At 62.7% G+C, this 25,461-nt stretch carries 25 protein-coding genes, 1 tRNA gene and 1 pseudogene; 17 read left to right on the forward strand and 10 right to left on the reverse strand.

What is annotated here, in order from left to right:
• Positions 1-336: 336 nt before the first annotated feature.
• Complete coding sequence (locus ACFXS9_RS29520) at positions 337-1,242, forward strand: amino acid ABC transporter substrate-binding protein (RefSeq protein WP_392694948.1); 906 nt, start codon at positions 337-339, stop codon at positions 1,240-1,242.
• A gap of 39 nt (positions 1,243-1,281) precedes the next feature.
• Here ACFXS9_RS29520 and ACFXS9_RS29525 read toward each other — a convergent pair whose 3' ends face one another.
• The 4 genes from ACFXS9_RS29525 to ACFXS9_RS29540 all read right to left on the reverse strand — a co-directional run bounded on the left by ACFXS9_RS29525 (position 1,282) and on the right by ACFXS9_RS29540 (position 4,282).
• Positions 1,282-1,875, reverse strand: a complete 594-nt coding sequence (locus ACFXS9_RS29525; RefSeq protein ID WP_392694950.1) for a uracil-DNA glycosylase family protein — start codon at positions 1,873-1,875, stop codon at positions 1,282-1,284.
• A 46-nt stretch (positions 1,876-1,921) separates the two neighbouring features.
• A complete protein-coding gene (locus ACFXS9_RS29530; protein WP_392694952.1) occupies positions 1,922-2,764 on the reverse strand; it encodes a universal stress protein in 843 nt (280 codons plus the stop codon).
• 177 nt (positions 2,765-2,941) lie between these two features.
• Entirely contained in the window at positions 2,942-3,202 is a 261-nt protein-coding gene (locus tag ACFXS9_RS29535) for a DUF4167 domain-containing protein (protein WP_392694954.1), read from the reverse strand.
• 1,003 nt (positions 3,203-4,205) lie between these two features.
• A tRNA-Met gene (locus tag ACFXS9_RS29540) sits at positions 4,206-4,282 on the reverse strand.
• 328 nt (positions 4,283-4,610) lie between these two features.
• Between ACFXS9_RS29540 and ACFXS9_RS29545 the strand changes: the two genes are divergently transcribed.
• The 3 genes from ACFXS9_RS29545 (at position 4,611) to ACFXS9_RS29555 (ending at position 8,220) form a co-directional block, all read left to right on the forward strand.
• Positions 4,611-6,218: a GMC family oxidoreductase gene (locus tag ACFXS9_RS29545; protein ID WP_392700084.1), complete on the forward strand. Its 1,608-nt coding sequence runs from the start codon at positions 4,611-4,613 to the stop codon at positions 6,216-6,218.
• Between the two features lie 224 nt (positions 6,219-6,442).
• Complete coding sequence (locus ACFXS9_RS29550) at positions 6,443-7,225, forward strand: SDR family oxidoreductase (RefSeq protein ID WP_392694956.1); 783 nt, start codon at positions 6,443-6,445, stop codon at positions 7,223-7,225.
• Positions 7,222-8,220 (forward strand): NADPH:quinone reductase, encoded by a 999-nt coding sequence (locus ACFXS9_RS29555; protein WP_392694958.1) that lies wholly within the window; start codon positions 7,222-7,224, stop codon positions 8,218-8,220. Before ACFXS9_RS29550 ends, ACFXS9_RS29555 begins: the two co-directional genes overlap by 4 nt.
• Here ACFXS9_RS29555 and ACFXS9_RS29560 read toward each other — a convergent pair.
• Positions 8,183-8,637, reverse strand: a pseudogene (locus tag ACFXS9_RS29560) (DUF3775 domain-containing protein). The gene ACFXS9_RS29555 and the pseudogene ACFXS9_RS29560 overlap by 38 nt on opposite strands.
• A 117-nt stretch (positions 8,638-8,754) precedes the next feature.
• On the opposite strand from ACFXS9_RS29560, the gene ACFXS9_RS29565 reads away from it, so the two are divergent.
• The 6 genes from ACFXS9_RS29565 (at position 8,755) to ACFXS9_RS29590 (ending at position 13,489) form a co-directional block, all read left to right on the forward strand.
• Positions 8,755-9,606, forward strand: coding sequence for an MBL fold metallo-hydrolase (locus ACFXS9_RS29565; RefSeq protein WP_392694961.1), 852 nt, complete (start codon positions 8,755-8,757; stop codon positions 9,604-9,606).
• Positions 9,607-9,862: 256 nt separating this feature from the next.
• Entirely contained in the window at positions 9,863-10,705 is an 843-nt protein-coding gene (locus ACFXS9_RS29570) for a fumarylacetoacetate hydrolase family protein (protein ID WP_392694963.1), read from the forward strand.
• A gap of 180 nt (positions 10,706-10,885) precedes the next feature.
• On the forward strand, positions 10,886-11,500 hold the full coding sequence (locus tag ACFXS9_RS29575) for a glutathione S-transferase family protein (RefSeq protein ID WP_392694966.1): 615 nt from the start codon (positions 10,886-10,888) through the stop codon (positions 11,498-11,500).
• A 23-nt stretch (positions 11,501-11,523) separates the two neighbouring features.
• Positions 11,524-11,823 (forward strand): hypothetical protein, encoded by a 300-nt coding sequence (locus ACFXS9_RS29580; protein WP_392694968.1) that lies wholly within the window; start codon positions 11,524-11,526, stop codon positions 11,821-11,823.
• On the forward strand, positions 11,820-12,689 hold the full coding sequence (locus ACFXS9_RS29585) for an MBL fold metallo-hydrolase (protein ID WP_392694971.1): 870 nt from the start codon (positions 11,820-11,822) through the stop codon (positions 12,687-12,689). Before ACFXS9_RS29580 ends, ACFXS9_RS29585 begins: the two co-directional genes overlap by 4 nt.
• The gene (locus ACFXS9_RS29590) at positions 12,686-13,489 is read left to right on the forward strand and encodes an enoyl-CoA hydratase/isomerase family protein (protein WP_392694974.1); all 804 of its coding nucleotides are present in this window, start codon (positions 12,686-12,688) and stop codon (positions 13,487-13,489) included. The genes ACFXS9_RS29585 and ACFXS9_RS29590 overlap by 4 nt, the downstream gene beginning before the upstream one ends.
• Positions 13,490-13,496: 7 nt before the next feature.
• Here ACFXS9_RS29590 and ACFXS9_RS29595 read toward each other — a convergent pair whose 3' ends face one another.
• The gene (locus tag ACFXS9_RS29595; protein WP_392694977.1) at positions 13,497-14,039 is read right to left on the reverse strand and encodes a methylated-DNA--[protein]-cysteine S-methyltransferase; all 543 of its coding nucleotides are present in this window, start codon (positions 14,037-14,039) and stop codon (positions 13,497-13,499) included.
• A 201-nt stretch (positions 14,040-14,240) separates the two neighbouring features.
• On the opposite strand from ACFXS9_RS29595, the gene ACFXS9_RS29600 reads away from it, so the two are divergent.
• Both ACFXS9_RS29600 and ACFXS9_RS29605 read left to right on the forward strand, forming a co-directional pair.
• Positions 14,241-15,065 (forward strand): alpha/beta fold hydrolase, encoded by an 825-nt coding sequence (locus tag ACFXS9_RS29600; RefSeq protein WP_392694980.1) that lies wholly within the window; start codon positions 14,241-14,243, stop codon positions 15,063-15,065.
• 5 nt (positions 15,066-15,070) lie between these two features.
• Entirely contained in the window at positions 15,071-15,895 is an 825-nt protein-coding gene (locus ACFXS9_RS29605) for an alpha/beta fold hydrolase (RefSeq protein ID WP_392694983.1), read from the forward strand.
• A gap of 15 nt (positions 15,896-15,910) precedes the next feature.
• Here ACFXS9_RS29605 and ACFXS9_RS29610 read toward each other — a convergent pair whose 3' ends face one another.
• Positions 15,911-17,584, reverse strand: a complete 1,674-nt coding sequence (locus ACFXS9_RS29610; protein ID WP_392694986.1) for an adenylate/guanylate cyclase domain-containing protein — start codon at positions 17,582-17,584, stop codon at positions 15,911-15,913.
• A 224-nt stretch (positions 17,585-17,808) separates the two neighbouring features.
• The gene (locus tag ACFXS9_RS29615; RefSeq protein WP_392700085.1) at positions 17,809-18,264 is read right to left on the reverse strand and encodes a carboxymuconolactone decarboxylase family protein; all 456 of its coding nucleotides are present in this window, start codon (positions 18,262-18,264) and stop codon (positions 17,809-17,811) included.
• A gap of 117 nt (positions 18,265-18,381) precedes the next feature.
• Between ACFXS9_RS29615 and ACFXS9_RS29620 the strand changes: the two genes are divergently transcribed.
• Positions 18,382-19,239 (forward strand): sigma-70 family RNA polymerase sigma factor, encoded by an 858-nt coding sequence (locus ACFXS9_RS29620; RefSeq protein ID WP_392694989.1) that lies wholly within the window; start codon positions 18,382-18,384, stop codon positions 19,237-19,239.
• On the opposite strand, the gene ACFXS9_RS29625 is transcribed toward ACFXS9_RS29620, so the two are convergent.
• Complete coding sequence (locus ACFXS9_RS29625; RefSeq protein WP_392694994.1) at positions 19,232-20,050, reverse strand: class I SAM-dependent methyltransferase; 819 nt, start codon at positions 20,048-20,050, stop codon at positions 19,232-19,234. The two genes, ACFXS9_RS29620 and ACFXS9_RS29625, sit on opposite strands and share 8 nt — an antisense overlap.
• Before the next feature lie 145 nt (positions 20,051-20,195).
• On the opposite strand from ACFXS9_RS29625, the gene ACFXS9_RS29630 reads away from it, so the two are divergent.
• The 4 genes from ACFXS9_RS29630 to ACFXS9_RS29645 all read left to right on the forward strand — a co-directional run bounded on the left by ACFXS9_RS29630 (position 20,196) and on the right by ACFXS9_RS29645 (position 24,760).
• Positions 20,196-20,870 (forward strand): GntR family transcriptional regulator, encoded by a 675-nt coding sequence (locus ACFXS9_RS29630; RefSeq protein WP_392694997.1) that lies wholly within the window; start codon positions 20,196-20,198, stop codon positions 20,868-20,870.
• A 136-nt stretch (positions 20,871-21,006) separates the two neighbouring features.
• Entirely contained in the window at positions 21,007-21,807 is an 801-nt protein-coding gene (locus tag ACFXS9_RS29635) for a phytanoyl-CoA dioxygenase family protein (protein WP_392695000.1), read from the forward strand.
• Between the two features lie 156 nt (positions 21,808-21,963).
• Positions 21,964-23,277: an NAD(P)H-dependent oxidoreductase gene (locus ACFXS9_RS29640; protein ID WP_392695002.1), complete on the forward strand. Its 1,314-nt coding sequence runs from the start codon at positions 21,964-21,966 to the stop codon at positions 23,275-23,277.
• Between the two features lie 394 nt (positions 23,278-23,671).
• Positions 23,672-24,760 carry a TRAP transporter substrate-binding protein gene (locus tag ACFXS9_RS29645; RefSeq protein WP_057841585.1) on the forward strand — a complete coding sequence of 363 codons (1,089 nt, stop codon included), beginning with the start codon at positions 23,672-23,674 and terminating at the stop codon, positions 24,758-24,760.
• A 79-nt stretch (positions 24,761-24,839) separates the two neighbouring features.
• Here the strand turns inward: ACFXS9_RS29645 and ACFXS9_RS29650 are convergent, their stop codons facing one another.
• Positions 24,840-25,448 carry a hypothetical protein gene (locus tag ACFXS9_RS29650; RefSeq protein ID WP_392695005.1) on the reverse strand — a complete coding sequence of 203 codons (609 nt, stop codon included), beginning with the start codon at positions 25,446-25,448 and terminating at the stop codon, positions 24,840-24,842.
• Positions 25,449-25,461: the final 13 nt, after the last annotated feature.

Consider the following 25,461-nt stretch of genomic DNA (forward strand, 5'->3'; position numbering starts at 1 on the left):
TTAAGATGACTTCGGATTTGTACGGAGCGGCCCTCGCTTTTTTTCGCGTGCTTCACGCGCTGAATGATCGCACGCCAAGTTCCGACGCGCGGAACTTCACGTAGGCTTGCCCGTCAAGCGCTGCGGTTCACCATTTCCATTTCGAACGTGCAAGCGCTGCGCGGCTACTCATGGAGCCGCCAATAGGCGTCCGCGTTGAGCGCGACCGGACGACATGCGGCTCGCCGATAAAATTGGGTGATAGCTGCTAGAAGCAACCTTTGATACCTCACGAGAACAATGTCGGCTAAGACTGGGGTCCTGACAAGAACTGCCGATGTCCATGGAGCGAAGACGATGCGCCTGTCTGCGGCGATGATTGCGGCTGCCCTGATAGCCGTGCCTGCAAATGCAAGCGAACTGACCGGAACGCTCCAGAAGATCAAGGAGACGAACAGGATCATCCTCGGCATTCAGGAAGCTTCGGTGCCATTCAGCTATCTGGACGGCGATCAAAAGGCGATTGGATATGCCGTCGACATCTGCATGAGGATCGTCGACGCGGTCAAACGCGAACTCAACGTCTCGACTGTTGCCGTCGAAACGCTTGCCGTCACGTCATCCAATCGCATTCCGCTCATGATGAATGGGACAGTCGACCTTGTCTGCTCTTCCACCACCAACAACGCGGAGCGGCAGCGCCAGGTGACGTTCACAAATTCGCATTTCCTGTCGGCAACGCGTTTTGCCGCGAGAAAGTCCGACAACATCGCGACGATCGACCATCTGAAAGGCAAGCCCGTTGTTGCCATATCCGGCTCGACCAACATGGTGCAGCTTAACCAGGTCAATAGCACGCGAAATCTCGGCATCGCAGTGCTGGCCGCCAAAGATCAGGCGGAGGCTTTTCTCATGCTGGAGACGGGACGCGCCGCCGCCTACGTCCTCGATGACGTGCAACTCGCCGTCGCGATCGCGCGATCAAAGGATCCGTCCGCCTACATGATCAGCGAGGAGGCCCTGTCCAGGGCCGAACCTTACGGGATCATGCTGCGCAAGGACGATGCACCGTTCAAGACCGTGGCCGACCGAGCGACCGCGGATCTATACAGAAGCCCGGAGATCGAATCGATCTACAGGAAGTGGTTCGAATCGCCGGTGCCACCCAACAGCCTCAATTTCAAGACTCCGATGTCGGCGGTCTTGCGCAAGGCATTCGCGCATCCGTCGGACAACCCAGACCCGGCGAGCTACGAGCGCTGAGGACCCGCGGCAAGCATGACACAACCCGCTGAACAGCCTTTAACCATCGGGAGAATGCTGCCTGCTTCGAGCGCCATTTGAGTACATTGCCGATACTTTCCAGGCTCGGCGCAGATCAGCGACCATCTCACGCCAAGCGTCGCCGCTCGACCCGCCGAAGCGGCGGACGTAGGCCGGGTGAAAAGTGACTTGCAGGGGACGGCCATCAAATTGGAGCTTTGCCTTGCGCGACGCTCGGATCGAACGCGACGCCCTGAATAGGCGAGCCGCCGTGCTGCCGAGCGCAACGACTACGCGCGGATTGGAGCGCCGGATGTCCGTCAGTACCGCGGCGCCGTAATGATTGATTTCCTCGATAGTTGGAGCGCGATTGCGCAGCTTGGATTTTTTCGTGCGTTCTATAGGCCGAAATGGAATCGCGTTGGCCAAACGCAGTTGTCTAAGGTCGACCCGAGCCTGGTCGAGCAGTTGGCGCAACGCGCAGCCGGACGGCCCGACAAAAGGCCTGCCCTGCTCAGCTTCTTCGGCGCCAGGTGCCTCGCCAACCAAGTATAGCCGCGGTTGCCGGAAGAGACCCTCGGGCGCTACCCGGCGCTGATCGAGTCGCTTGTTGATAGTGCTTGTCTCGGCCATCGGCGTCTACACTCGCCAAAGCATGGTGGAGCTCTAGCATCGGCCTTTAATGCGACATCAGTACCGGAACGGTCATCGTGTCGAGAATGCCGCGCGTCACGCCCCCGAGGAAGAACTCGCGCAGCCGCGAATGGCCGAAGCCGCCCATTACGATAAGGTCGGCCGATAGATCTGCCGCGTGCGACAGGATTACGTTTGTGACATCGGCCCCATCGGCGGTGAGCGCTTTGGTGCTGGTTTTCAAGTCGTGGCGCGCCAAGTGTCTGCCAACGGCCGCCAGGGATTCTTCGGCTTCCCGACGCCTATTGCCTACGTTGATCACCTCGATCGACTTCGCGCGCTCCAATAACGGCATTGAGTCCGCGAGCGCCCGCGCGGCAGTGCGGCTTCCGTCCCAGCAGACCAGAATGCAGCCGAGCTTGATGCCGTCCTTTTGGATACTGGGTACGACGACGATAGGCCGTCCGGATTCGAACATCGCTGCTTCGGCGGCAAGACCCGTTGAGGTCGTCACTCCGGGCTCGGTCTGCGCAACGATGGCAAGATCGAACGTCCGAGCAATACGGCCAAACGTCCTTGGGATTCCTTCAATGCTGGTCTCGACCATCTGCGCCTCGGCAGGAAGATGAGCCTGCGCCGCTGCCTGTTTGAATCTTTCGATGGCCCCGTTTGCCGCCCTGGCGCTCTCTTCGCGCAGGGAATCGATTAGGTCTGCCGGAACAGCCTCCATGCCGCCGGCCACAATCGCTGGGGAGTGACACATTGCGATCCCTGTAATCTGGGCGTCGAACATCCTGGCGACGGATATCGCGTACGCTGCTGCAGGATCGCGAGAGTTACCGGTCGCCAAGTTGACGACAATATCTCGAATCACGGCCAGCCTCCTCATGATGAGCTGCCCTTGTGGGGCGAAGGGCTTGCGAGTTCGTTCGTGTAAAGCGGCCGCTCAAAATGAAGAACTCCGCGCGGCCCGCATTAGTTCCGAGCGCTAAGGCCCGTGGAGCGGTCCCGCCGAGAGCAGAACACGCCCGTCCTCAGGTTTCGCGATGGTAGAAGGATTGCTCCATCATCCGGTGTGTCCCAGCCGCTGCTTGGGCAAAATTGCCGGCTGCGGCGAGAGCCGCCCTCCGTGCGCCTCTTCGTGCATCGACCGCAAATAATGTTCGGCGTGCTGAAGATAATTTTCCGCTGCGATCAGATCTCCCTTCAGCGCTTCAGCGCGGGCCAACTCTACGTAGCGCTCGTAATTCCTTTGCGCGTTCTGAGACTGCCTCGGGAGGCGGGTCCTGACGACTTTGCTTTTCCGTAACCGTGTTCTTCTCGCCATTGTGCTAGCTGTAAAATTGATCTGCGGCGCAAGGCTATCGCCGACGACGTGTTCTGGTCCGGGCTGCCTTTTTGGCTACCGCAGAGCGCTGCGCCGGGCCTTTGGTCTTTACGGCCTTCCGAGCCGCCGCTGAGCGGGCCGCGGCGGAGCGACGCGAGGCGGCGCTTCGTGCTTGTTTCGACAGTGCCGCACGCGACGCCGTGCCGCGTGGTTCACGCTTGAGGGTCTGCGATACAGCACGTGAAACGCGCGGCCGGCGTCGGGGCTTTCGCTTGCCCTGGCCTGCCTCATAGGCGTACTCGGCGCTTTTGCGGGTCCTTGCCTTGGCCTTGCCCTTTGCCGGCGGACGGAGCGGAACGCCCGCACGCCTCGCCTTGGACAGGCCAATTGCAATCGCCTGCTGTGGCGATCTCGCTCCATGTTGGCCGCGGCGGACTTTGCGAGATCTCCTCATGCACAAACTCGCCCGCCTGGGTGGTTGGCGATTTGCCCGCGCGTTTGTCCCGTCTGGCCTTCTGCACTGTTTTTCGCTCTGGCATGATCGTCTCCAATTGGTGGTGCATCGCCCCGCGAAACGGCTTTGCCAGTGGCCGTTCTCTCAAGACACTAACGTCCGACCGCGGGAAATGGTCCCGCAGGTGCGGCCAGGCGAGTTCCTCACCAGCACCAATCATGACCCGGTCTGCCGGAGGGAGTGAGATCAGCCGCAGGACCGGCAACCATCCAGTCGTCCAGCGGATCGTCGGACCCCCGATTCATCAAGCGCACGAATCCGATGTGGCGGCACGGATCGCCAATGCCGGCATTTGTGTCCTGCGGGGGCAACAGCTTCCGCATCACCTATCGCAGATCGTTCTGCGCCCTGGGCCCCATAGCGGCGAAATGCACGCGACGCTGTACGGCGAGTTGGGCACGATCTTGGGCTGGATGGTCCGTCAGGACAGTGGAAAGTCCACCAAAACGAAAACTCCCGCAGCGTCAGCTACGGGAGTGTCGGTATCGTTGGTTGCGGGGGCAAGATTTGAACTTGCGACCTTCAGGTTATGAGCCTGACGAGCTACCGGGCTGCTCCACCCCGCGTTAAACCGTTGCACTGCCTTCGAGAAACCGGACCCGACGTGAAAGCCGGCCAACGCGTGGTTGCGCCGATCGATCCCGTCCGGAGGCTTCCTGAGAAGGCGACCCGGGCAAGGCCATCGGGTGCGAGGGGTATGTATCAACGTCACCCCGCTTTGGAAAGGGGCAAGAAGGGGCTTTTGCAGATTTTATGACAGCAAAAACGAGGGGTTGGAGCGCCAAAACCGGCCTTTGGAACCGCTCTTGCCATAAACGCCGCAAAAGCGGAGTTTTGCGCCCAAGCCGCGGCCCATCAGGTCGCCAGAACAATAATCCGGGAGGGGGCATGGGCGTGACCGATATCTTCGATTTCGTGGTGGTGGGTGGCGGCTCCGGTGGCTGCACGGTGGCCGGCCGGCTGTCGGACGATTCGAAGACGTCGGTGGCGCTACTCGATGCCGGCGGCAGGAATGACAATTGGGTGGTCACGACGCCGTTCGCACTCGTGCTGATGGTCGCAGGCAACGTCAACAACTGGGCCTTCAGCACCGTGCCGCAGAAGGGCCTCAACGGTCGCATCGGCTATCAGCCGCGCGGCAAGGGGCTCGGCGGATCGTCAGCGATCAACGCGATGGTCTATATCCGCGGCCACCGCGCCGACTATGATCAATGGGCCTCGCTCGGCAATACCGGCTGGTCGTTCGCCGACGTGCTGCCTTACTTCAAGCGCGCCGAAGACAATGCCGATTTTGACGGCGAGTACCACGGCAAGGGCGGCCCCCTCGCGGTCAACAAGTCGCGCACCGGCAATCCGGTGCAGCAGATTTTTCTGCAGGCGGCGCAGGAAGCGCAGTTTCGCCTGCGCGAGGATTTCAACGCCGACGAACACGAAGGCCTCGGCATCTATCAACTGACGCAGAGGAACGGCGAGCGCTGCAGCGCCGCGCGCGCCTATATCCACCCGCACATGGGACGCCGCGCCAATCTGCGTGTCGAGACCCATGCCCACGCCACCCGCCTACTCTTCGAAGGCAAGCGCGCGGTCGGCGTCGAATACCGGCAGGGCAAGGAGCTGAAGCAAATCCGCGCCCGGCGCGAGGTGATCCTCTCCGCCGGCGCGTTCCAGACCCCGCATCTCCTGATGCTGTCGGGCATTGGCGACAGTATCGAGCTTGCAAAGCACGGCGTCGCCACCGTGCACCACCTGCCCGGCGTCGGACAAAACCTGCAGGACCACCCGGATTTCGTGTTCGGCTACATGTCTGACAATCCCCACTTTAACGGCATTTCACTTAAAGCGCTGCCGCGACTGCTGCGGGCCATCCGACAGTATCGCCGCGAACGCACAGGGCCGATGACGTCGAATTTCGCCGAATGCGGCGGCTTCCTGAAAACCCGACCCGATCTCGACATCCCGGACATCCAGCTTCATTTCGGCATGGCGATGGCCGACGATCACGGCCGCAAGCGCCATCGCGGCACCGGCTTCTCCTGCCATGTCTGCCTGCTGCGGCCGAAGAGCCGCGGCAGCGTTTCGCTGCTCGGCGCCGATCCATTTGCGCCGCCGCTGATCGATCCGAATTTCTTCGGTGACGCGGACGACCTGGAAGCCATGGTCGCCGGCTTCAAGACCACGCGCCGGCTGATGGAGACGCCGGCGCTGCGCGCGTTGCAGAAGAAGGAGATGTTCACGGAAGGCGTGCATAGCGACGACGACATCCGCGACGTGTTGCGCGCCCGCGTCGACACCGTCTATCACCCGGTCGGCACTGCCAAGATGGGCGTCAACGATCCCATGGCCGTGGTCGATCCGAAGCTGAAAGTGTACGGCGTCAGCGGATTGCGCGTGGTCGATGCGTCGATCATGCCGACCCTGATCGGCGGCAACACCAATGCACCGACGATCATGATCGGGGAAAAGGCCGCCGACATGATAAGAGCGGGGATGCGGGCGGGTTGAAGACCCCGTCATTGCGAGGAGCGCCAGCGACGAAGCCGTGAGGTGGATTGCTTCGCTTCGCTCGCAATGACGTGGAGAGGGCAGGACATGCTCGGATACAGCCGATTTCCGGGATCGCAATATGCAATATCAGCAGGCTCGGCGGCTTATCAGCGGCGCGCGACTTGGCTAGAGTGGCCGCATCGGACTACAACAACATCACCTGACGCAACGGGAGAGAAAAAGTGGATCTTGGGATCAAAGGCCGCCGTGCCATCGTCTGCGCATCGAGCAAGGGCTTGGGCCGCGCCTGCGCCATGGCGCTGGCCAATGAGGGCGTGCATGTCACGCTGACCGCGCGCGGCGCGGAGGCGCTGAAAAAGGCGGCCGACGACATCCGCAACGCCAATCCCGGCGTCACGGTAACCGAGATTGTCGGCGACATCACGACGCCCGCCGGCCGCGAAGCCGTGCTGAAGGCCTGTCCCGAACCGGACATCCTGATCAACAATGCCGGCGGCCCGCCGCCCGGCGATTTCCGCAACTGGACCCGCGACGACTGGATCAAGGCGATCGACGCCAACATGCTGACGCCGATCGAACTGATCAAGGCGACGGTGGACGGCATGATGGCACGGAAATTTGGCCGCATCGTCAATATCACCTCGGCCGCGGTGAAGGCGCCGATCGACATATTGGGGCTTTCCAACGGCGCGCGCGCCGGACTCACCGGCTTCATCGCTGGACTGTCGCGCAAGACCGTGATCAGCAACGTCACCATCAATGCGCTGCTGCCGGGTCCGTTCGACACCGACCGCCTGCGCGGTGTGGGGAAAGCAGAAGCCGAGAAGCGCGGCATCCCGCCGGACCAAGTGTTTGCCGAGCGCGCCAAGCAAAATCCAGCCGGGCGGTTCGGCGATCCGGACGAGTTCGGCTACGCCTGCGCCTTCCTGTGCGGCGCCAAGGCCGGCTTCATCACCGGCCAGAACATCCTGCTCGACGGCGGCGCTTTCCCCGGCACGTTATGAAGGCAGTCTGGTACGAGCGAACCGGGCCAGCACAGGAAGTGCTGGCCTATGGCGAGATGCCGACGCCGGTGGCCGGCCCGGGCGAAGTCCGGGTGCGGCTGGAGGCGTCCGGCGTCAATCCCGCCGATGTCGGCCGCCGCGGCGGCCGGCCGATGGAATATCCGCGCGTCATTCCCAACAGCGATGGCGCCGGCATCATCGATCAGGTCGGCGACGGCGTCACGCGGCTCAAGATCGGCCAGCGGGTCTGGCTGTTCAACGGCCAGCGCAATGGCCGCGCGTTCGGCACCGCGGCTGAATATATTGCGCTCGCCGAACATCTGGTGACACCGCTGCCGGACAATCTGTCGTTTGCCGAAGGCGCCACGCTGGGCATTCCCGGCATGACGGCATGGTGCTGTCTCTATTGCGACGGTCCGATCGTGGGGCAGACCGTGCTCGTCACCGGCGGTGCCGGCGCGGTTGGCCACTATGCCGTGCAGCTCGCCAAATGGGGTGGTGCCAAGGTGATCGCGACCGTTAGTTCGGCAGCCAAGGCCGAGCAGGCACGTCTCGCCGGCGCCGACCTCGTCGTCAACTACAAGACGGATGACGTTGTTGCGAAGGCGATGGCCTTCACTGGGCAGCGCGGCGTCGACCGCGTCATCGATGTCGATTTCGGCGGCAATCTTGCGACCACGCTGAAACTGATGGGCGTGAATTCGACGATTGCGGTCTATGCCACCAACGGCAACCGCACGCCGGTCGTACCAATGCGCGAATTGATGGAGAAATGCATCGCGGTCCGCGCGCTCGTGCTGTTTGCGCTGCCGCCGCCGCTGCTGGCGGCCGCGCAAGCCGACATCACGAAATGGCTGTCGGCAGGCCGGCGCATCCACAACGTCGCCGCGCAGTTTGCACTCTCGGACACAGCACTGGCGCACCTTGCAGTGGAGAAAGGCGACAAGCTGGGCACCGTTATCGTGGATTGCGCTCGTCTTCTTCCCGCGCGCTGACGCTAGAGGAATCGGCCGTCGTTCGCTCTTCATTCCAGGTAAGGCCGAACTCGTCGAGCCCCTGCGCCAGCAAATCTCCAAGCATCGGCTCGCCGAGAAGATAGCGCGCGGTGTCGCGGTCTCGCTGGCCAGCCGCTTCCGCACGTAGATCCTCCCATTCCTCGATGGTGGCGTCGCCGCGCCCCAGCCGCATCAGGGCGACGAGAGCGACCCCTCGTCCTCGGAAAGCGAGTTGATGAGGCCGGTGATCTCGCGGACGACCGGATCTTTTCCGTTGTCCTGCAGCACGTCGATCATGTCGTCATCGCCCGCATTCGACCCTGAATCCGGATCGGATGCCCCTTCCTTGACGTCGAACTGCCGGGCTTTCTCTATCAGATAGCCGATTTTTTCGGGCGAAATCGTGAGTTCTGGCATCGCATGTTCCTCATACGGGCTATGCGATAACGCCGAACGCTGTCGGATGATCCATTGCACCGGCAGATGGAAACCCGCATCCTCGCCCGAACAACCAGAAACGAGAGGACGCGCCGGATGCGCTGGAACGTGGGCAGGGTCAGGATCACGAGAGTTGTCGAAATGGAGACTGTCGGCAGCACCCGTTTCATTCTTCCGCTCGCGACCAACGAGGAAATCCAGAAACTGCCTTGGCTGATCCCGCAATTTGCGACCGAGGAAGGCCGGCTGAAATTGTCGATCCATTCGTTCCTGGTCGAGACTCCCTCGCGCCGGATCATCGTCGATACCGGCCTCGGCAACGACAAGCAGGGCCGCAATGTGCCGACCTGGAACAACCGAAAGCACCCGTTCCTCGACACGCTGACAGCGGCGGGCTTCCCGCCCGACAGTATCGATACCGTGCTGTGCACGCACCTGCATGTCGACCATGTCGGCTGGAACACGAAACTCATCGACGGCAAATGGGTGCCGACCTTCGCCAATGCCCGATATGTGTTCGGCAGAGGCGAATATGAGCACTGGCGCGACCACAGCGATGCGCCGGATAAGCTCGCCGTGTTCGACGATTCCGTGAAGCCGATCGCCGACGCCGGCAAATCCGAGCTCGTCGCCAGCGATGCCAGATTGACGGATGAAATCACGCTGATCCCGACCCCCGGCCACAGTCCCGGCCATATGAGCGTCCACATCAAGTCGGACGGCGAGGAAGCCCTGCTGACGGGGGACATCGCCCATCATCCGTGCCAGATGGCGCATCTCGACTGGTCCTCGACCGCCGATTCCGATCCCCGGCAAGCGGCCGAAACCCGCCGCGAACTGTTTTCGCGCTTCGCCGACACGCCGACGCTCGTGATTGGCGGGCACTTCAATGCCGGTAACATCAAGCGCGATGGCGACGCTTTCCGGTTCGTGGCGCTGAATCCATAGGGTGGGCAAGGCCAGCGGGTCGCGCGAATGCGCGCCCAGCGACGAGCGCAAGGGCGCTCGCGGAGTGATGACAGGCTCCGCGTGCCCACCAGATACTCCCGCTGGCGATAGACGATGGGCACGGCGCAAGGGCGCCTTTGCCCACCCTACCCTGCGCTTTCGGCAGTTGAATTTCCTGCGCCGCTGTTCCAAGAAGCGTCTGAAGTTTGCGGAAATCCCCCGAAATCCTCAAGAAAACCCCGCAGGGAGCGATAAAATGAAGCTTGTTCGTTACGGTGCCAAGGGTGCGGAAAAGCCCGGCCTGATCGATAAATCCGGCCAGTTGCGCGATCTTTCCGCCCACGTCAGGGATCTCGACGGGGATGCCTATGCGCCGGCCTCGCTGGCCAAGCTGGCGGCGCTGGATACCTCCAAGCTTCCCGCCGTCGACGGCAAGCAGCGCCTGGGCGCGCCGGTCACCGGCATCTCGAAGTTCGTCGCGATCGGCCTGAACTACAGCGACCACGCCAAGGAGACGGGATCGCCGATCCCGACCGAGCCGATCTTCTTCATCAAGGCCAACACCTCGCTGTCGGGCCCGAACGACGCAATCGAGAAGCCGCGTGGGTCCACCAAGCTTGACTGGGAAGTCGAGATCGCCGCCATCATCGGCACCCGCGCCAAATATGTCTCGGAGGCCGACGCGCTCGACCACATCGCCGGCTACTGCGTCTGCAACGACGTCTCCGAGCGCAATTTCCAGATCGAGCGGCTCGGTCAGTGGACCAAAGGCAAATCGCACGACACGTTCGGCCCGCTCGGCCCGTGGCTGGTCACCAAGGACGAAATCCCCGACGTGCAGAAGCTGTCGATGTGGCTCGATGTCAACGGCAAGCGTTGCCAGACCGGATCGACCTCGACCATGATCTTCTCGATGGCGAAGTGCATTTCCTACGTCTCGCAGTTCATGACGCTGTTGCCGGGCGATATCGTCACTACCGGCACCCCGCCCGGCGTCGGCCTCGGCATGAAGCCGCCGACCTTCCTCAACGTCGGCGACGTCGTCACCCTCGGCATCGAAGGGCTCGGCGAGCAGCGCCAGGAAATCATCGCGGCGTGAGCCTGCACACGTACCAACCGCCGTCATTGCCTGCGACAAACGCAAAGCGTTTGTGCAAGGGAGCGACAGCGACGAAGCAATCCATCCTTCCAGACGCTCGGAGGCAATGGATTGCTTCGCTTCGCTCGCAATGACGGAGGGTCCAGTTCCCAATGTGCTCAGCCTTAAGAGGCTTCTTTCATGAAACTCACCTTCTCTCCCGCCTCGCCGTTCGCCCGAAAAGTCCGGATTGCCGCGATCGAGACCGGCCTGATCGACAAAATCGAATTAACCCCGGCCACTGTCGCTCCGGGTCAACCCAATGAAGAGTATTCGAAGATCACGCCGCTGAAGAAACTGCCGGTGCTGATCCTCGACAATGGCGACGTGATCCTCGATTCCTACGTCATCGTCGAATATCTCGACGAGCTCGCTGGCGGCGGCAAGCTGATCCCCGCATCCGGGCTTGAGCGATGGAAGGTGAAGAGCGACCATTCCCTGCTGCAGGGCATGCTCGATTCCATGCTGCTGTGCCGCTACGAAAAGATGGTGAGGCCGGAAGGGCTGCGCTGGGACGCCTGGCATGACGACCATTGGAATCGCGCGTGGGCCGGCATGGCGCGGTTCGAGAACAAGCCCGACGTACTGTCCGGTCCGTTCAACATTGCGCAGATCGGCCTGGTTTGCGTGCTCGGCTATGCCGACTTCCGCTTTGCCGATTGCGGCTGGCGCAAGGCCTATCCGAAGCTCGACGCTTTCCATCAGAGGATGATGGAACGGCCGTCGGTGAACATCTCGGTGCCGCCGCCGGCGTAACCAAAAACGACGGAGACGGCAGCATGCGCGAGGTTGGCAGAAAATTGCGGCACCTCGGCTTCGCTGCCGTTTTCGCGCTCGCCGCATCCGGCGCATCCGCCCAGCTACAGGAATTCTCCGCCGGCCAGCGCAATCTCGCCTGCAGACCAGCCGCGACTGGCGACGGTTGGCTGACTGCTGGCGACCGGCAAATCGTTTCGGTCAAATGGATCGAGCAATCAGTCACGCCGCGTTTTCGGGCGATCGGTTATTTCGGCGACCTGCCAACTTCATTATTCCTTACGTCCGGGACAACGCGCGACAATTCAGCAGGAAAACCATGAGCCTCAAACTCACCGTCGGCGACCTCACCATTCACCGCATCATCGAGCAGGAAACCACCTTCCTGCCGGCGCTGGAGATGCTGCCGGGGCTGACGCCGGAGATTCTGGCGGAACACCGCCCGTGGATGCAAAAGGCCGGCGCGCTCGACGACAAGGACGTGCTGATCCTGTGTTTCCAGTCTTACGTCGTGACGACGCCACACCACACCATTTTGATTGATAGCTGCATCGGCAACGACAAGCCACGGCCGCAGCGTCCGAAATGGAACATGAAGACCGACGACACCTATATGCGCGGTCTCGCCGCGGCCGGCTTCTCCGTCGAAGACATCGACTACGTCATGTGTACGCATCTGCATGTCGACCATGTCGGCTGGAACACGCGGCTCGACAATGGCCGCTGGGTGCCGACCTTCCCGAAAGCGCGCTACGTGTTCGACAAGACCGAATTCGACTACTGGACCGAGACGCACGCGAAAACGCCGGTGCCGCCGTTTGGCGATAGCGTGCTGCCGGTCGTCGAGGCCAAACAGGCCGAAATCGTCCGCAGCGATTTTGCGATCGGCGATCACACCCGCATCCTGCCGACGCCGGGCCACACGCCCGGCCATGTCGCCTTCACCTTCGGTCGGGCCAAGGATGACGCCGTGTTCTCGGGTGACCTGATACATTCGCCGCTGCAAACGCGCTATCCGGAACTATCCATGAAATTCGATGTCGACCAGGCACAAGCGGCGAAGACGCGGCGCGGTTTCCTGGAACGTTACTGCGACACCGATACGCTGTGCTGTACCGCGCATTTCCCGTCGCCTTCGGTCGGGAAGATCCGGCGCGCCGGCAACGGATTCTCCTGCGAGGCTATATGAGTTCCGACCCATCCGCTTTCGAGACGCTTTCGCTTCAGCCGGTGGACGAGCACGTGACTATCGTCCGGCTCAATCGGCCGAACGCTTCCAACGCGCTCAATACCCAGATGGGTCGCGACCTCATGCGCTATTTCGAGGAGGTCGCGCTCGATTCCAGGAGCCTGCGCTGCATCGTGCTGACCGGCGCCGGTGACAAGGCGTTCTGCGCCGGCGGCGACCTGAAGGAACGGCGCGGCATGACGGACGAGGCGTGGACGCGCCAGCATGTCATTTTCGAGCGCATGGTTCGGGCGCTGATCGACTGCCCCGTCCCGATCATCGGCGCCGTCAACGGCGCGGCCTATGGCGGCGGTTGCGAGATCGCAGGCTGTTGCGATTTCCTCTACGCCGCCGAAAGCGCGCGCTTCGCGCTGACCGAGGTGACACTCGGCATCATGCCGGGTGGCGGCGGCACGCAGACCCTGCCGCGCGCCGTCGGCGAGCGCCGCGCCAAGGAGCTGATCCTGACCGGCAAGCCGTTTACTTCGGCGGAAGCACGGGACTGGGGTTTTGTGAACGAAGTGTTTCCGCTGTCCGAACTATTGCCGTCGGCGCTGGCGACGGCCTCGCGGATCGCCCGCAACGCGCCGATCTCCGTCCGGCAGGCAAAGCTCTCGATCCATCGGGGCCTGCAATTATCCCTGCGGGACGGCCTCGCGCTCGAGATCGAGGCCTATAACCGCATGGTGCCGACGGAAGATCGCCGCGAGGGCGTGCTGGCCTTCAACGAGAAGCGGCCGCCCAATTTCAAGGGCCGGTGAAGACCCCTTAATCGAACAGGCTCGGCGTGTGGTTCACCGCCGCGCCTTCGATCTCCAGCATCTTGAGCTTCGTCACCACCCCACCATTGGCGGAGAAGCCGCCGGGCTTGTTGCCCGCCGCCAGCACCCGATGACACGGCACCACGATCGGACAGGGGTTGCGCCCGAGCGCCTGACCGACGTCGCGCGACAGCTCCACTCCGCCCAGCTTCTTGGCGATATCGCCATAGGTCATGGTTTTGCCCGGCGGTATCGTACGCGCGATGTCGTAGACGCCGCGGTTGAATTCGGGGACTCCGTCGAGATCGAGCACGACGTCGGCGAGATCGTTCGGCTTGCCTTCGAGCAGTTCGACAATGCCGTCGATCGCGGCCTGCACCTTTGCCGGCGGCGGCGTCTCGATCAGGTCGCCATGGCGCTGCTGCAAGCGGGTGCGGGTCTTCTTCTCATCGCCCATCGGCAATTGTACCGAGGTAATGCCGCGCTCGCCCCAGACGATGCCGCAACGACCGATCGCGGTGTCGAATATCGTAAAATGGTGCCCGGTCATGACTGGCTCCATATTCTCCTGTTCAGTGCCACCCAGCTTTCCTCTCAGGCTCAAATCTAGGCTTGGAGATTATTGCTATCCACCCGAATCCCGGGGGAACTTGACGGCATGAACAACTTCCGCTGATCTGGGGCTCCCGCCGACGGCTTACAATGGCCCTTCCAATGGCTCCTCGCCTGCTTCCAATTCCACGAGCTTCGTATGCAGATCCTTCACGTCAACGGCTATGATATGGCCTATCTCGATGTCGGCCACGGCGCCGGCAATGGCCCGCCGCTGGTGTGCGTGCATGGCTCGCTGTGCGATTTCCGGATCTGGTCGTCGGTGCTGGGACCGCTGACGCGCAAGCACCGCGTGATCGCGCCATCGCTGCGGCATTTCTTCCCGGAGCATTGGGACGGTGTCGGCGACACCTATTCGATCGCCCAGCATGTCGAGGACGTGATCGCCTTCATCGAAAAGCTGGACACAAGGCCAGTCGACCTGATGGGCCACTCCCGCGGCGGGCACATCTGTTTTCGCGTCGCGCAGCGGCGGCCTGACTTGTTGCGCAAGCTGATCCTCGCCGAGCCCGGGGGCGAACTCGACGCCACGCTCGATCCCGCCTACAAGCCCGGCCCCTCGCCGCTGGCCGCTCAGATCGCGGCCTCCGCGGAGGCAATCGTCAAAGGCGACATCGACGGCGGCCTGCAGATCTTCTTGGATGCGCTGGAAGGGCCCGGCGCCTGGAAGCGCCTGCCGGCGACGCCGAAGCAGCTTTTGCGCGACAACGCCACGACGCTGATCGGGCAGATGGGCGACCATCGACCGCCCTTCTCCAAAGCGGATGCGGAAGCGATCACGACGCCGACGCTGTTCATCGGCGGCGCCAACACCAAGGGTACGTTGCCAAAGGTGCTCAATGCCTTGGCCGCCAACGTCAGGGGATCGCGCGTTGAGATGATCCCGGGGGCCACGCATCCGATGTTCGAACAGGCGCCGCAAAAATATTGCGAAATCGTGCTGTCGTATCTCGCGGAGGATTGATCGCGATGCAGACCTTGAACGTCAACGGCTACGACATGGCCTATCTCGATGTCGGCCCAGGCGCTGCCAACAACCCGCCACTGGTTCTCGTGCACGGCACGCTCGGCGATTTCCGCACCTGGAACGCCGTGCTGGGGCCGCTGTCGAAACGGCACCGCGTGATTTCGCTGAGCCTGCGGCGGTTCTTTCCGGAACATTGGGACGGCGTCGGCAACGACTATCTGATGGCGCAGCACGTCGCCGACGTCATCGGCTTCATCGAAAAGCTCGATGCCGGGCCGGTCGATCTGATCGGCCATTCCCGCGGCGGCCACATTGGATTCCGGGTGGCGCAGGCGCGGGCTGATTTATTGCGCAAGGCCGTCCTTGCCGAACCGGGCGGCGATCTCGAGCCTGCGCTGCAGCCGAGCAGTCCACCTCCTGGCCCCGTGCCGCTGGGCCCGCGCATTCCGGTCGCGGCCGAGATGGTGCGCAACGGTGACATCGACGGCGCGCTGGCGCTGTTCGTCGATGGCATCGACGGCGAAGGCGCATGGGCGCGATGGCCGGCGGTGGCGCGGCAGCAATTGCGCGACAATATCCATACGCTGCTCGGTCAGGTCGGCGAAAACCGCAAGCCATTCCTGAAGAGCGAAGCGGAGGCGATCAGGACACCGATGCTGCTGATCGGCGGCGGCGACACCAGGGGCGCGCTGGCGGTGAACTGGCGCGTGCTGGCCGAACATATTCCGGGCGCGCAGACAGCGGTGATCCCGGGCACACGCCATTGGATGTTCGAACACGCGCCGCAGGAATTTTGCAACGTCGTACTGGAGTTTCTCGCGGCGTAGGCCGGCAGCCAGCCGCTACTTCTGATCCAGCCGCCACGCGCCATCCCAATCGGCGGCCGGCGGATTGGCCTGAAAGTTCTCAACACGTTGGGCCATCGCTTTGGATGGCCCATCGCCGGGGACCGCCTCGAGCGCCGCCTGGAAGGCCCGGCGCGCATCATCCCAGCGGCGCGTCCGATAGGCCGTGAGGCCCTCGGCGTACCGCGCCAGCAGTGCAAGTTGCTTCTCGGTCAACTCGCCCGCGCGCCCGATGATCTCGAACACCGTTTCGGGACGGGTCTGGCCTGCGACGACCAGCCGGTCAATCTCGCGCGATTCCACCGCATCGCCGGCCGCCGTGATCGTAGCCTCGGAAACCAGCGAGTGGCTCCCGTAGATCTTGTTGACGTTCTCCAGGCGCGACGCCAGATTCACCGCGTCTCCCATCACCGTGTAGCTCATCATGAACTCCGAGCCGATGCTGCCGACCAGCACCTCGCCGGTGGCGATGCCGATACGCACTTCGCAGTCGCTTGGCACGGTTCGCACGCCAAGCAATTCGGGCAGTTCGGTGCGCAGCGCGGTGCCACGATCAGCCATCTCGACGGCGGCAAGGCAGGCCAGCCGCGCCTGTTCGCCATGCTCGGTAAACGGAGGCCCCCAATAGGCCATGATCGCATCGCCGATATACTTGTCGATGATGCCGCGATGGCTGCGGATCGGCCCCGACATCGTCGAGAGATAGTGGTTCATCACCTTGACGAGGCCCTGCGGCGTCGTGCCCTCGCTCAGGCTGGTAAAGCCCTTCATGTCGCAGAACAGCACAGTCATCACCCGCCGCTCACCGTCGCTCGCAGTCAGCGACTGCGAGGCGATCAAGCCTTCTACGACGCGCGGATCGACATAGCGGCCGAACGTTTCGCGCAATCGCTCCTTGTAGCGCAATTGCTCGACCATGTTGTTGAAGGCCGTCGTGAGCTGGCCGATTTCGTCCCGCGTGGTGACGTCGATGGACCCATCGAGCAGGCCGGCCTCAACGGCGCGGGTACCGTCCAAGAGCCGCCGGACCGGGCGGGTAATGCCGGTAGAGACGAAGAACGCGAACGTCAGTCCGAGAATGGCCGCAAGCATCGTCACGATCGCAGAGATGACAATCGCGCGCTGCTGATCCCGCATCGTCACGGCCGCGTCGCTACGGACCTGCTCCAGCATGTCGTGTCGGATTTCCTCAATCTTGCGATTGAATTCGTCGCGGAGCGCATCGGTCCGAACAAGGCTAGCCCGCACCTCGGGCATGTTGCCGGAATCGAGCTGCGGCCAGATCCGCTTATGCTCTTCGTCCAGATAACGGCGAAGGTCGCTCGTTATGGTCTCGATCCGATTTTCGATCCGTCCGAGCTTGGCGTCGTCGGAGACGGTGGTCGGATCATCAATGATTGCAATGATCAGGGCGCGTGCGGCCTGCGCCTCCTGGTCGATCTCCCGCCCTTTCGCCTCATAGATGGTTTGCTGATCTGCAAAGGCGGTCTCGTCCGGCGGCGTTTGTATCTTGATGAACACCATCCGGCGAACCGCCACCGCCTGCTCCAGGGAGCGGACGTTCATCCGCGCCAGATGCCCATATGCTTCGACATATTTTGTCGTCAGCTCATCGAGCTGATGCGCAATTTTTCGCGTCATCACCGTCGACAGCGCCGAGATGATCACCATCAAAGAGATCAGCCCGATGGCGATGCCGAGGATTCTGCTTGCGGATGGTCGGTCGCAGCATCGAGGTATATTCTAGAACCAGGGACATGTCGGGAAACGGATGAAGGCAACAAAAAGCGAAAGCCCAGCCGATCCGGCCGGGCTTGATGTTTAGCGCGCGCCGGTGAATTAAGCACGTTCCGGCGCGTTAAAATTGACGATAGTTTTGGGGATTCCGTCCCCCGCTACACCTTCCAGACGCCCACAGGCTGACGCACGGCTACATTGAGCCTGTTCCAGACATTGATGTTGGCGATCGCCAGAATCAACGCCGAGAGCTCCGCCTCGTCGAAATGCTTGTCGGCCTCACTCCAGACCTCGTCCGGCACCGGATCGGCGCGGTCGCTGATCCGTGTCAGCGCTTCCGTCAACGCCAGGGCCGCGCGCTCGGCTTCGGTGAAATAGGGCGTGTCGCGCCAGGCGGCCACCGCGAACAGCCTCTCGCCGGTCTCGCCGGCCCTGCCGGCGAGTTTTGAATGCATGTCGACACAGACGCTGCAGCCGTTGATCTGGCTCGCCCGCAGGTGCACCAGTTCGAGCAGCTTTTCCGGCAGGCTGTTCTTGGTCAGGTCGCCCAGCGCGTGCAGCGCCTTCATGGCGTCGGGAACGACCATGACGGGATGATTCATTCGGGCTTGCATCATTTTGCGCTCCATATGGTTGGTTCTGTTTTTGACGCGGCGGCGCCGATTTGCTGTCACATCGGCGCGCTTTCGTTCGTCATCACCATGACGGAACGCGACATGGGAATGTGACCGATGGACGAGAAAAAGTTTCTGGCTGAGAAATTCGAGGCCAACCGACCCCATCTGCGGGCGGTGGCCTACCGCATGCTGGGTTCGACCAGCGAGGTCGATGATGCCGTGCAGGAAACCTGGCTGCGGCTGAGCCGTTCCGATACCAGCGCGGTCGAAAACCTCGGGGGGTGGCTGACCACGGTTGTCGCCCGCGTCTGCCTCGACATGCTGCGCTCGCGCAAATCGCGGCGCGAGGAACCAATGGGTCCGCACGTGCCGGAACCTGTCGCCGATGACCAGCATGGGCGGGACGCAGAGATGGCCGACTCCGTCGGCGCGGCGCTGCTGGTGGTGCTGGAAACGCTCGCGCCCGCGGAGCGGCTTGCATTCGTGCTGCACGACATGTTCGCCGTGCCGTTCGAGGAGATCGCGCCCATCGTCGGCCGCACGCCTGCCGCGGCACGGCAACTGGCCAGCCGTGCCCGGCGCCGGGTGCAGGGCACGCCGCCGCCGGATCCCGACTTTGCCCGGCAGAAAACCATCGTCGAGGCCTTCATCAAGGCTTCACGCGAGGGCGACTTCGAAGGGCTGCTCGCGGTGCTCGATCCCGACGTGGTGTTCCGCGCCGATTCCGCCGCGCAGCGACTGGGCTCGTTCGCGGAAATCCGTGGCGCTGCCGCGGTCGCCGAAGTCTTCAAAGGACGCGCACAAGCCGCCAAGCCGGCGCTGGTCGACGGTGCGTTGGCGCTCGCCGTCATTCTCGGCGGGGAACTGCGCATCGTGGTGCGGCTGACGATCAGTGGCGACAGGATATCGGCGGTGGAAGCAGTGGCCGATGCCGAGCGGATCGAACAGTTCGACGTAAACCTGCTCACATGAGCGGCGTCATTTTTGTTGCGGAGAACACGATCGCTTGAACCGGCATCCGGCCGGGATCGCCGAATTCGCGGCGAAACGCCTGTGCCATCGCGTCGACGATCTGGTCCGGATCGACGCCGCCGCGCGCCTGGACCTGATCGATCAGCGGATTGCCGCGGACGGCTGCCCGCGCGAAAGTCGCGACATCAGGGAGTTCTCTTACCTGCCTGATCACGGCAATGCCGATGTCGCCGAAGCCAGCCGTGATCAGCATCTCCTTGATCGGATCGATCTGGTGGCAGGAGAACGGCACGTTGTAAAACTGCGGCGGGTCGGTCGCGAAGAAACGGCCCGCCACTTCATGCGCGATCCGGCCGAACGGATTGTAGCGGTGAGAGTCCCAAACGCTGAGCACGTAGCGGCCGCCGGGCGCGAGCACACGATAGGCCTCGGAGAAGGATTTTGGCTTGTCCGGAAAGAACATTAGCCCGAACTGACAAACGATCGCATCGAAGCTTGCATCGGCGAAGGGAAGCGCGACCGCATCGGCAGGCTGGAAGGCGACCTGCTCGCCGGACTGAAACTTGGCGCGGGCAATATCGAGCATCGGCGGATTGAAATCGGTCGCCGTAAGCTGGGTATCGGCCGGCAACGCATCGCGTAACTTGCGCGTGACAATGCCGGTACCAGCCGCCGTCTCCAGGACCCGCGCCGGGCAGCCAGCCGCGACGCGTTGCGCGATGTCGGCGGCATATTCGACGAAAATGACCGGTCCGAGGCCCTGATCGTAATAGTGCGGGATGCTGCCCGTGAAACTCGCGGCGTTGTCCATGAACATCCTCCGATCACGCGCCCCATCGAAGTATAGGCTGCCGGGCATCCGACAACTGTGAGTCTCCCCACAAGCCCTTGACTCAGTCGGGGTCGGTCGCTAACTTTGAATTCGGAATTCCGTATTCCAAAATGGACGGCCCGGCATGATCCCACTGGATCCGCTTCCCAACCTGATCGACCAGGTCTATGCCCGGATCCTCGAGGCGATCACCGATCGTTCGCTGCCGCCCGGGCATCGCATCCGGCAGAACGAGCTTGCGGAAAAGCTCGGCGTATCGCGCCAGCCGGTGTCCCATGCGCTGCATCTGCTGCATCGGCAGGGGCTCGTCGCCGAAAGCGGCCGCCGCGGGTTTGAAGTCACCCGGCTCGATCCGGAACGGATCCGCCAGCTCTACGAAGTGCGGGGCGCCATCGACGCGCTGGCGGCAAAGCTCGCGGCTGGGCGGGCGAGAGCCGATGCTTCCGGGCGTATGCAGCTCGAGGCGGCGCTGCAGGCCGGGCGGAGCATCGGCAAAGACACGCCGCTTTCGCGGCTGATCGCCCTCGACGTCGATTTTCACAGCGCCGTCTATCGCCTCGCGGGTAATCCGGCGATCGAGGAAATGATCGCGCCGCAATGGCCGCATATGCGCCGCTCGATGGCGACGGTGCTGGCGGAGCTCGATTACCGCGAACGCGCCTGGGAAGAGCATGAGGCGATCGCCGCACAGATTCTCACCGGCAACGCCAGGGCGGCGGAGGCCGCGGCGCTGGCGCATGCGCAGACGGCCGGGCGGATGACTGAAGAGAGACTGAGGGCGACGGATAAGGCGGCGTAATCGAGGCGCCGTCATTCCGGGATGGTCCGAAGGACCAGACCCGGAATCTCGAGATTCTCAGGTGCAATTGCGCACCACAATTCGATGCTTCGCATCGCCCCGGAATGACAAACCAAAAACCAAAGGAGGAAACACCATGAAACTGACGCCACAGCAGATCGAATTCTTCAACCGCGAAGGCTGGCTGTTCCTGCCGGAGTTGTTCAGCCCGGAGGAAGTGGATTATCTCGCCCGCGAGGCCGTCAGCATCTACGACGCCAACCGACCCGAGGTGTGGCGCGAGAAGAGCGGCGCGCCGCGCACCGCCTTTGCCGCGCATCTCTACAACGAGGCGTTCGGCGCTCTCGGCGCGCATCCACGCATGATCGAGCCGATCGAGCAGATCTTCGGTGAGAAGGTCTACATGCATCAATTCAAGATCAACGCCAAAGCCGCCTTCACCGGTGATGTCTGGCAGTGGCATCAGGATTACGGCACCTGGAAACGCGACGACGGCATGCCGGAGCCGCGCGCGATGAACATCGCGATCTTCCTGGACGAGGTAATGCCGATCAACGGCCCGTTGATGCTGGTGCCGAAGAGCCAGCACGCCGGCGACCTCAAGGCCTCGCATGACCTGGAAACGACGTCCTATCCGCTGTGGACCCTGGATGAGGAGACTGTCACGCGGCTGGTGCAGGAAGGCGGCATCGTCGCGCCCACCGGCAAGGCCGGCGGCATGCTGATGTTCCACGGCAATCTGGTGCACGGATCAAGCGGCAACATTACGCCCTACCCGCGCAAGATCGTCTACCTGACGCTGAATGCGGTCTCGAACTACATCCGCACGCCGACGCGGCCCGACTACATCGCGCATCGCGATTTTAAGCCGATCCAGACCGTCGACGATGACGCGCTGCTGCGGCTCGCGCGTGCGCATCGGCAAGCGGCGGAGTAAAGCTTTCGTGCCCCGGACGCAGCGCAGCGCGAAGCGGTGCGCTGCTGAGCCGGGGCACGCTCCACCCGCGCCTTCCCCATGGGTCCCGGCTCTGCGGAGCAGCACTACGTGCGGCACCGCGTCCGGGACACGTTTCAAACAGAGAGCCCGATCTCCATGAACCTTCACCACCTTCTCAACGCCCGCCTGGCGGCCGGCAAGCCGGTTCGCGTCGCGCTGATCGGTGCCGGAAAATTCGGCTCGATGTTCTTGTCGCAGGTACCGCATACGCCGGGACTCGAAGTGCCCGTCATCATCGACATCGATCGCGATCGCGCCCGCGAAGCCTGCCGCACCGTCGGTTGGGATCAGACGCGGATCGCGCGGACGGTCTTCACCGACGACGGCGCGCGCGCGATCGCCGATAGCGCAGTGGACGTCGTGGTGGAAGCTACCGGTAACCCGGCCGTCGGCATTAGGCATGCCCGCGCGGCCATTGCGGCGGGCAAGCATGTCGTGATGGTCAATGTCGAGGCCGACGTGCTGGCCGGGCCACTACTGGCGCAGGAAGCGCGCAAGGCTGGCGTGGTCTATTCGCTGGCCTATGGCGACCAGCCGGCGTTGACGGCAGAGATGGTGGACTGGGCGCGCGCGACGGGCTTTCGCGTCGTCGCCGCCGGCAAGGGCACCAAATATCTGCCCGCCTATCACGACGTGACACCGGACGGCGTCTGGCAGCATTACGGGCTGACGGCGGGCGAAGCACAATCGGCCGGCATGAACCCGCAGATGTTCAACTCGTTCCTGGACGGCACCAAGTCCGCGATCGAAATGGCGGCGATCGCCAACGCGACCGGACTGGACGTGCCGTCGGACGGTTTGCTGTTTCCACCTTGCGGCGTCGACGATCTGCCGCATGTGATGCGGCCACGTGATAAGGGCGGCGTGCTGGAGAAGGCCGGTCTTGCGGAAGTCGTCTCTTCGCTGGAGCGCGACGGCCGTCCCGTATTCCGGGATCTGCGCTGGGGCGTCTATGTCGTGCTGGAAGCGCCGAACGATTACGCTGCCGATTGCTTCAGGCAATATGGGCTGAAGACCGACGCATCAGGCCGATATGCGGCGATGTACAAGCCGTATCATCTGATCGGACTTGAGCTGAATATCTCCATCCTCTCGGCCGCGCTACGCAACGAGCCGACCGGTCAGCCGCATGATTTTCGCGGCGACGTCGCGGCGGTAGCAAAACGCGATCTGCGCGCCGGCGAAATGCTCGACGGCGAAGGCGGCTACACCGTGTGGGGCAAGTTGATGCCGGCATCGAAAAGCCTCGCCGCCGGTGCGCTGCCGATCGGACTTGCCCACCGCGTCAAGCTGAAGAACGACGTCGCCCATGGCGAGGTAGTGCGCTGGAGCGATGTCGAGGTCGATGAAAACAGCGACACCATCAAGACACGCAGGGCGATGGAAGCGGTGTTCTCCACGAGACGATGATCACGCGGCGCGCGTCGGAAACAAGCTGCAGCCAGAAATTCCGCTGCGCTACGCATGCAAATGATGGACGCTGTCTTGCGCTGTCCCTGGGCGCCTGCGCGGCGGAATTACCGCAATGCGGCAATCCGACTAACCAGTACTGCACTTGGGCCGCTCGATATTCAGGCAGCTCTTCGCACTTGCGGCCAAACCAGAACGCTTGATTATCAATCACCAATTCGTCATCCTGCCTTCAGGTCCATAAAGCCGGGAAAATTGATTGCATCACCAAGAGCCTAGGTTTCAGGGCCCACATTCCTAGACAACAGTCCGGCACCGCCCATCGGAAAACCAGAGAAGACGACGTTAGATCGTTGTCCCTTGGTCGGTCTCGACGATAACAAAGGGGAGACAAATGAAACGTCGTGATTTCTTGAAGGTGGGCGGCGTCGGTCTTGCCGCGAGTGCGGTTGCCGCGCCAGCGATTGCGCAGTCCAACCCGGAGATAAAGTGGCGCTACACGGCAAGCTGGCCGAAGGCACTCGATACGCTGTATGGCGGCTGCGAATATTTCGCCAAGCGGGTTGCCGAAATCACCGACAACAAATTCCAAATTCAGGCGTTCGCGGCCGGCGAAATCGTGCCCGGTCTGCAGGTGCTCGACGCCGTCTCGAACGGCACGGTCGAGATGGGCAACACCGCGCTTTATTACTATTGGGGCAAGAACCCGGCCTTCACCTTCGGCACGTCGCTGCCGTTCGGCCTCAACACACGCTCGCATATTTCCTGGCTGCGCTTCGGCGGCGGCATGGACATGCTCAACGACCTCTTGAAGGAGTATGGCTGCATCGGCCAGCCGACCGGCTCTACCGGCGCGCAGATGGGTGGCTGGTTCCGGAAAGAGATCAAGTCGATGGATGACTTCCGGGGCCTCAAATTCCGCGTCGGCGGTTTCGCCGGCACCATCATCGCCAAGGTCGGCGGCGTGCCGCAGCAGATCGCGGGCGGCGACATCTATCCGGCGCTTGAAAAGGGCACCATCGATGCGGCCGAGTGGGTCGGCCCCTACGACGACGAGAAGCTCGGCTTCGTGAAGGTCGCGAAGTACTACTATTATCCGGGCTGGTGGGAAGGCACCGGCCAGGGCCACAACATCATGAACCTCGAAAAATTCAACGCGCTGCCGAAGCATTACCAGGCCGCGATCGAGACCGCGTCCTACGATACGTTCACCTGGGTCACCGGCAAATACGACTACGTCAATCCGCCGGCATTGAAGCGGCTGTTGGCTGCGGGTGCGATCCTCAGACCGTTCCCACAGGAAGTGCTGGAAGCCTGCTACAATGCCGCCAACGGCATCTACGCGGATCTCGCCAAGAACAACCCGCACTTCAACAAGATGTATACGAGCCTGTCGGCGTTCCGTAACGAATCGCTGGCATGGAATCAGGTGGCTGAGCTGAGCTACGACAGCTTCATGATGCGGATGCGCACCCGCACCTGAGGCGCACCAAGGCTGACAAAAACAAAAAAGGCCCCGGAGATTTCTTCTCCGGGGCTTTCGTTGAACCAGTGGCTAGCGACTATTCTTCGCCCTCGCCGAGCGCCTCGGCGAGCTTGTCGTAGTATTTCGCAACGAGATCGATGTTGCCCTTGTTCTCGATTGCCGGCGGCGGCGACTTCAGCGCCTCATTGAGATCGGCCAGCACTTCCTTCTTGTCCTTGGCCGACATCTTCTTGTCGGCTTTGACCTGGGCAATCTGCGCTTTGAGCACAGCTTCGGCTCCGACGAACTTCTTCGTCGCAGGATCGAAGCCGCCGAGCACCAGGCTGATGTTGTCGATCACGGTGTTGTATTCCTCGTAGCTGGCAAAGCCGTTCTTTTTGGCGACGGCGTCGAGTTGCGCGTCGATCTTCGGATCGGGCTTCGCATTGTCGGGAATCTTGTCGGTGATGGCGTCAACGTCCTTTTGCGCCGCCAGCACGCTCTCGATCTGCTTGTCGGTCAGCGCGATCTGCTTGACGGCGGGGACCTCCTGCTGGGCAGGCGGCGGCGCGGCCTGGGCAGGAGCCTGCTTCGGCGGCGCCTGCTTGGCCTGCGCCAGCACCTCGCCGCTGGAAATGGCCGATAAGGCGAGCGCGAGACAGGCAGTGCTCAAGGCAACGGCGGCGGGGCGAAAGATCTCACGCATGGGACGCTCCTTT

The organism is Bradyrhizobium sp. RDI18, from assembly GCF_043203335.1.
GTDB classification, from domain to species: domain Bacteria; phylum Pseudomonadota; class Alphaproteobacteria; order Rhizobiales; family Xanthobacteraceae; genus Bradyrhizobium; species Bradyrhizobium retamae.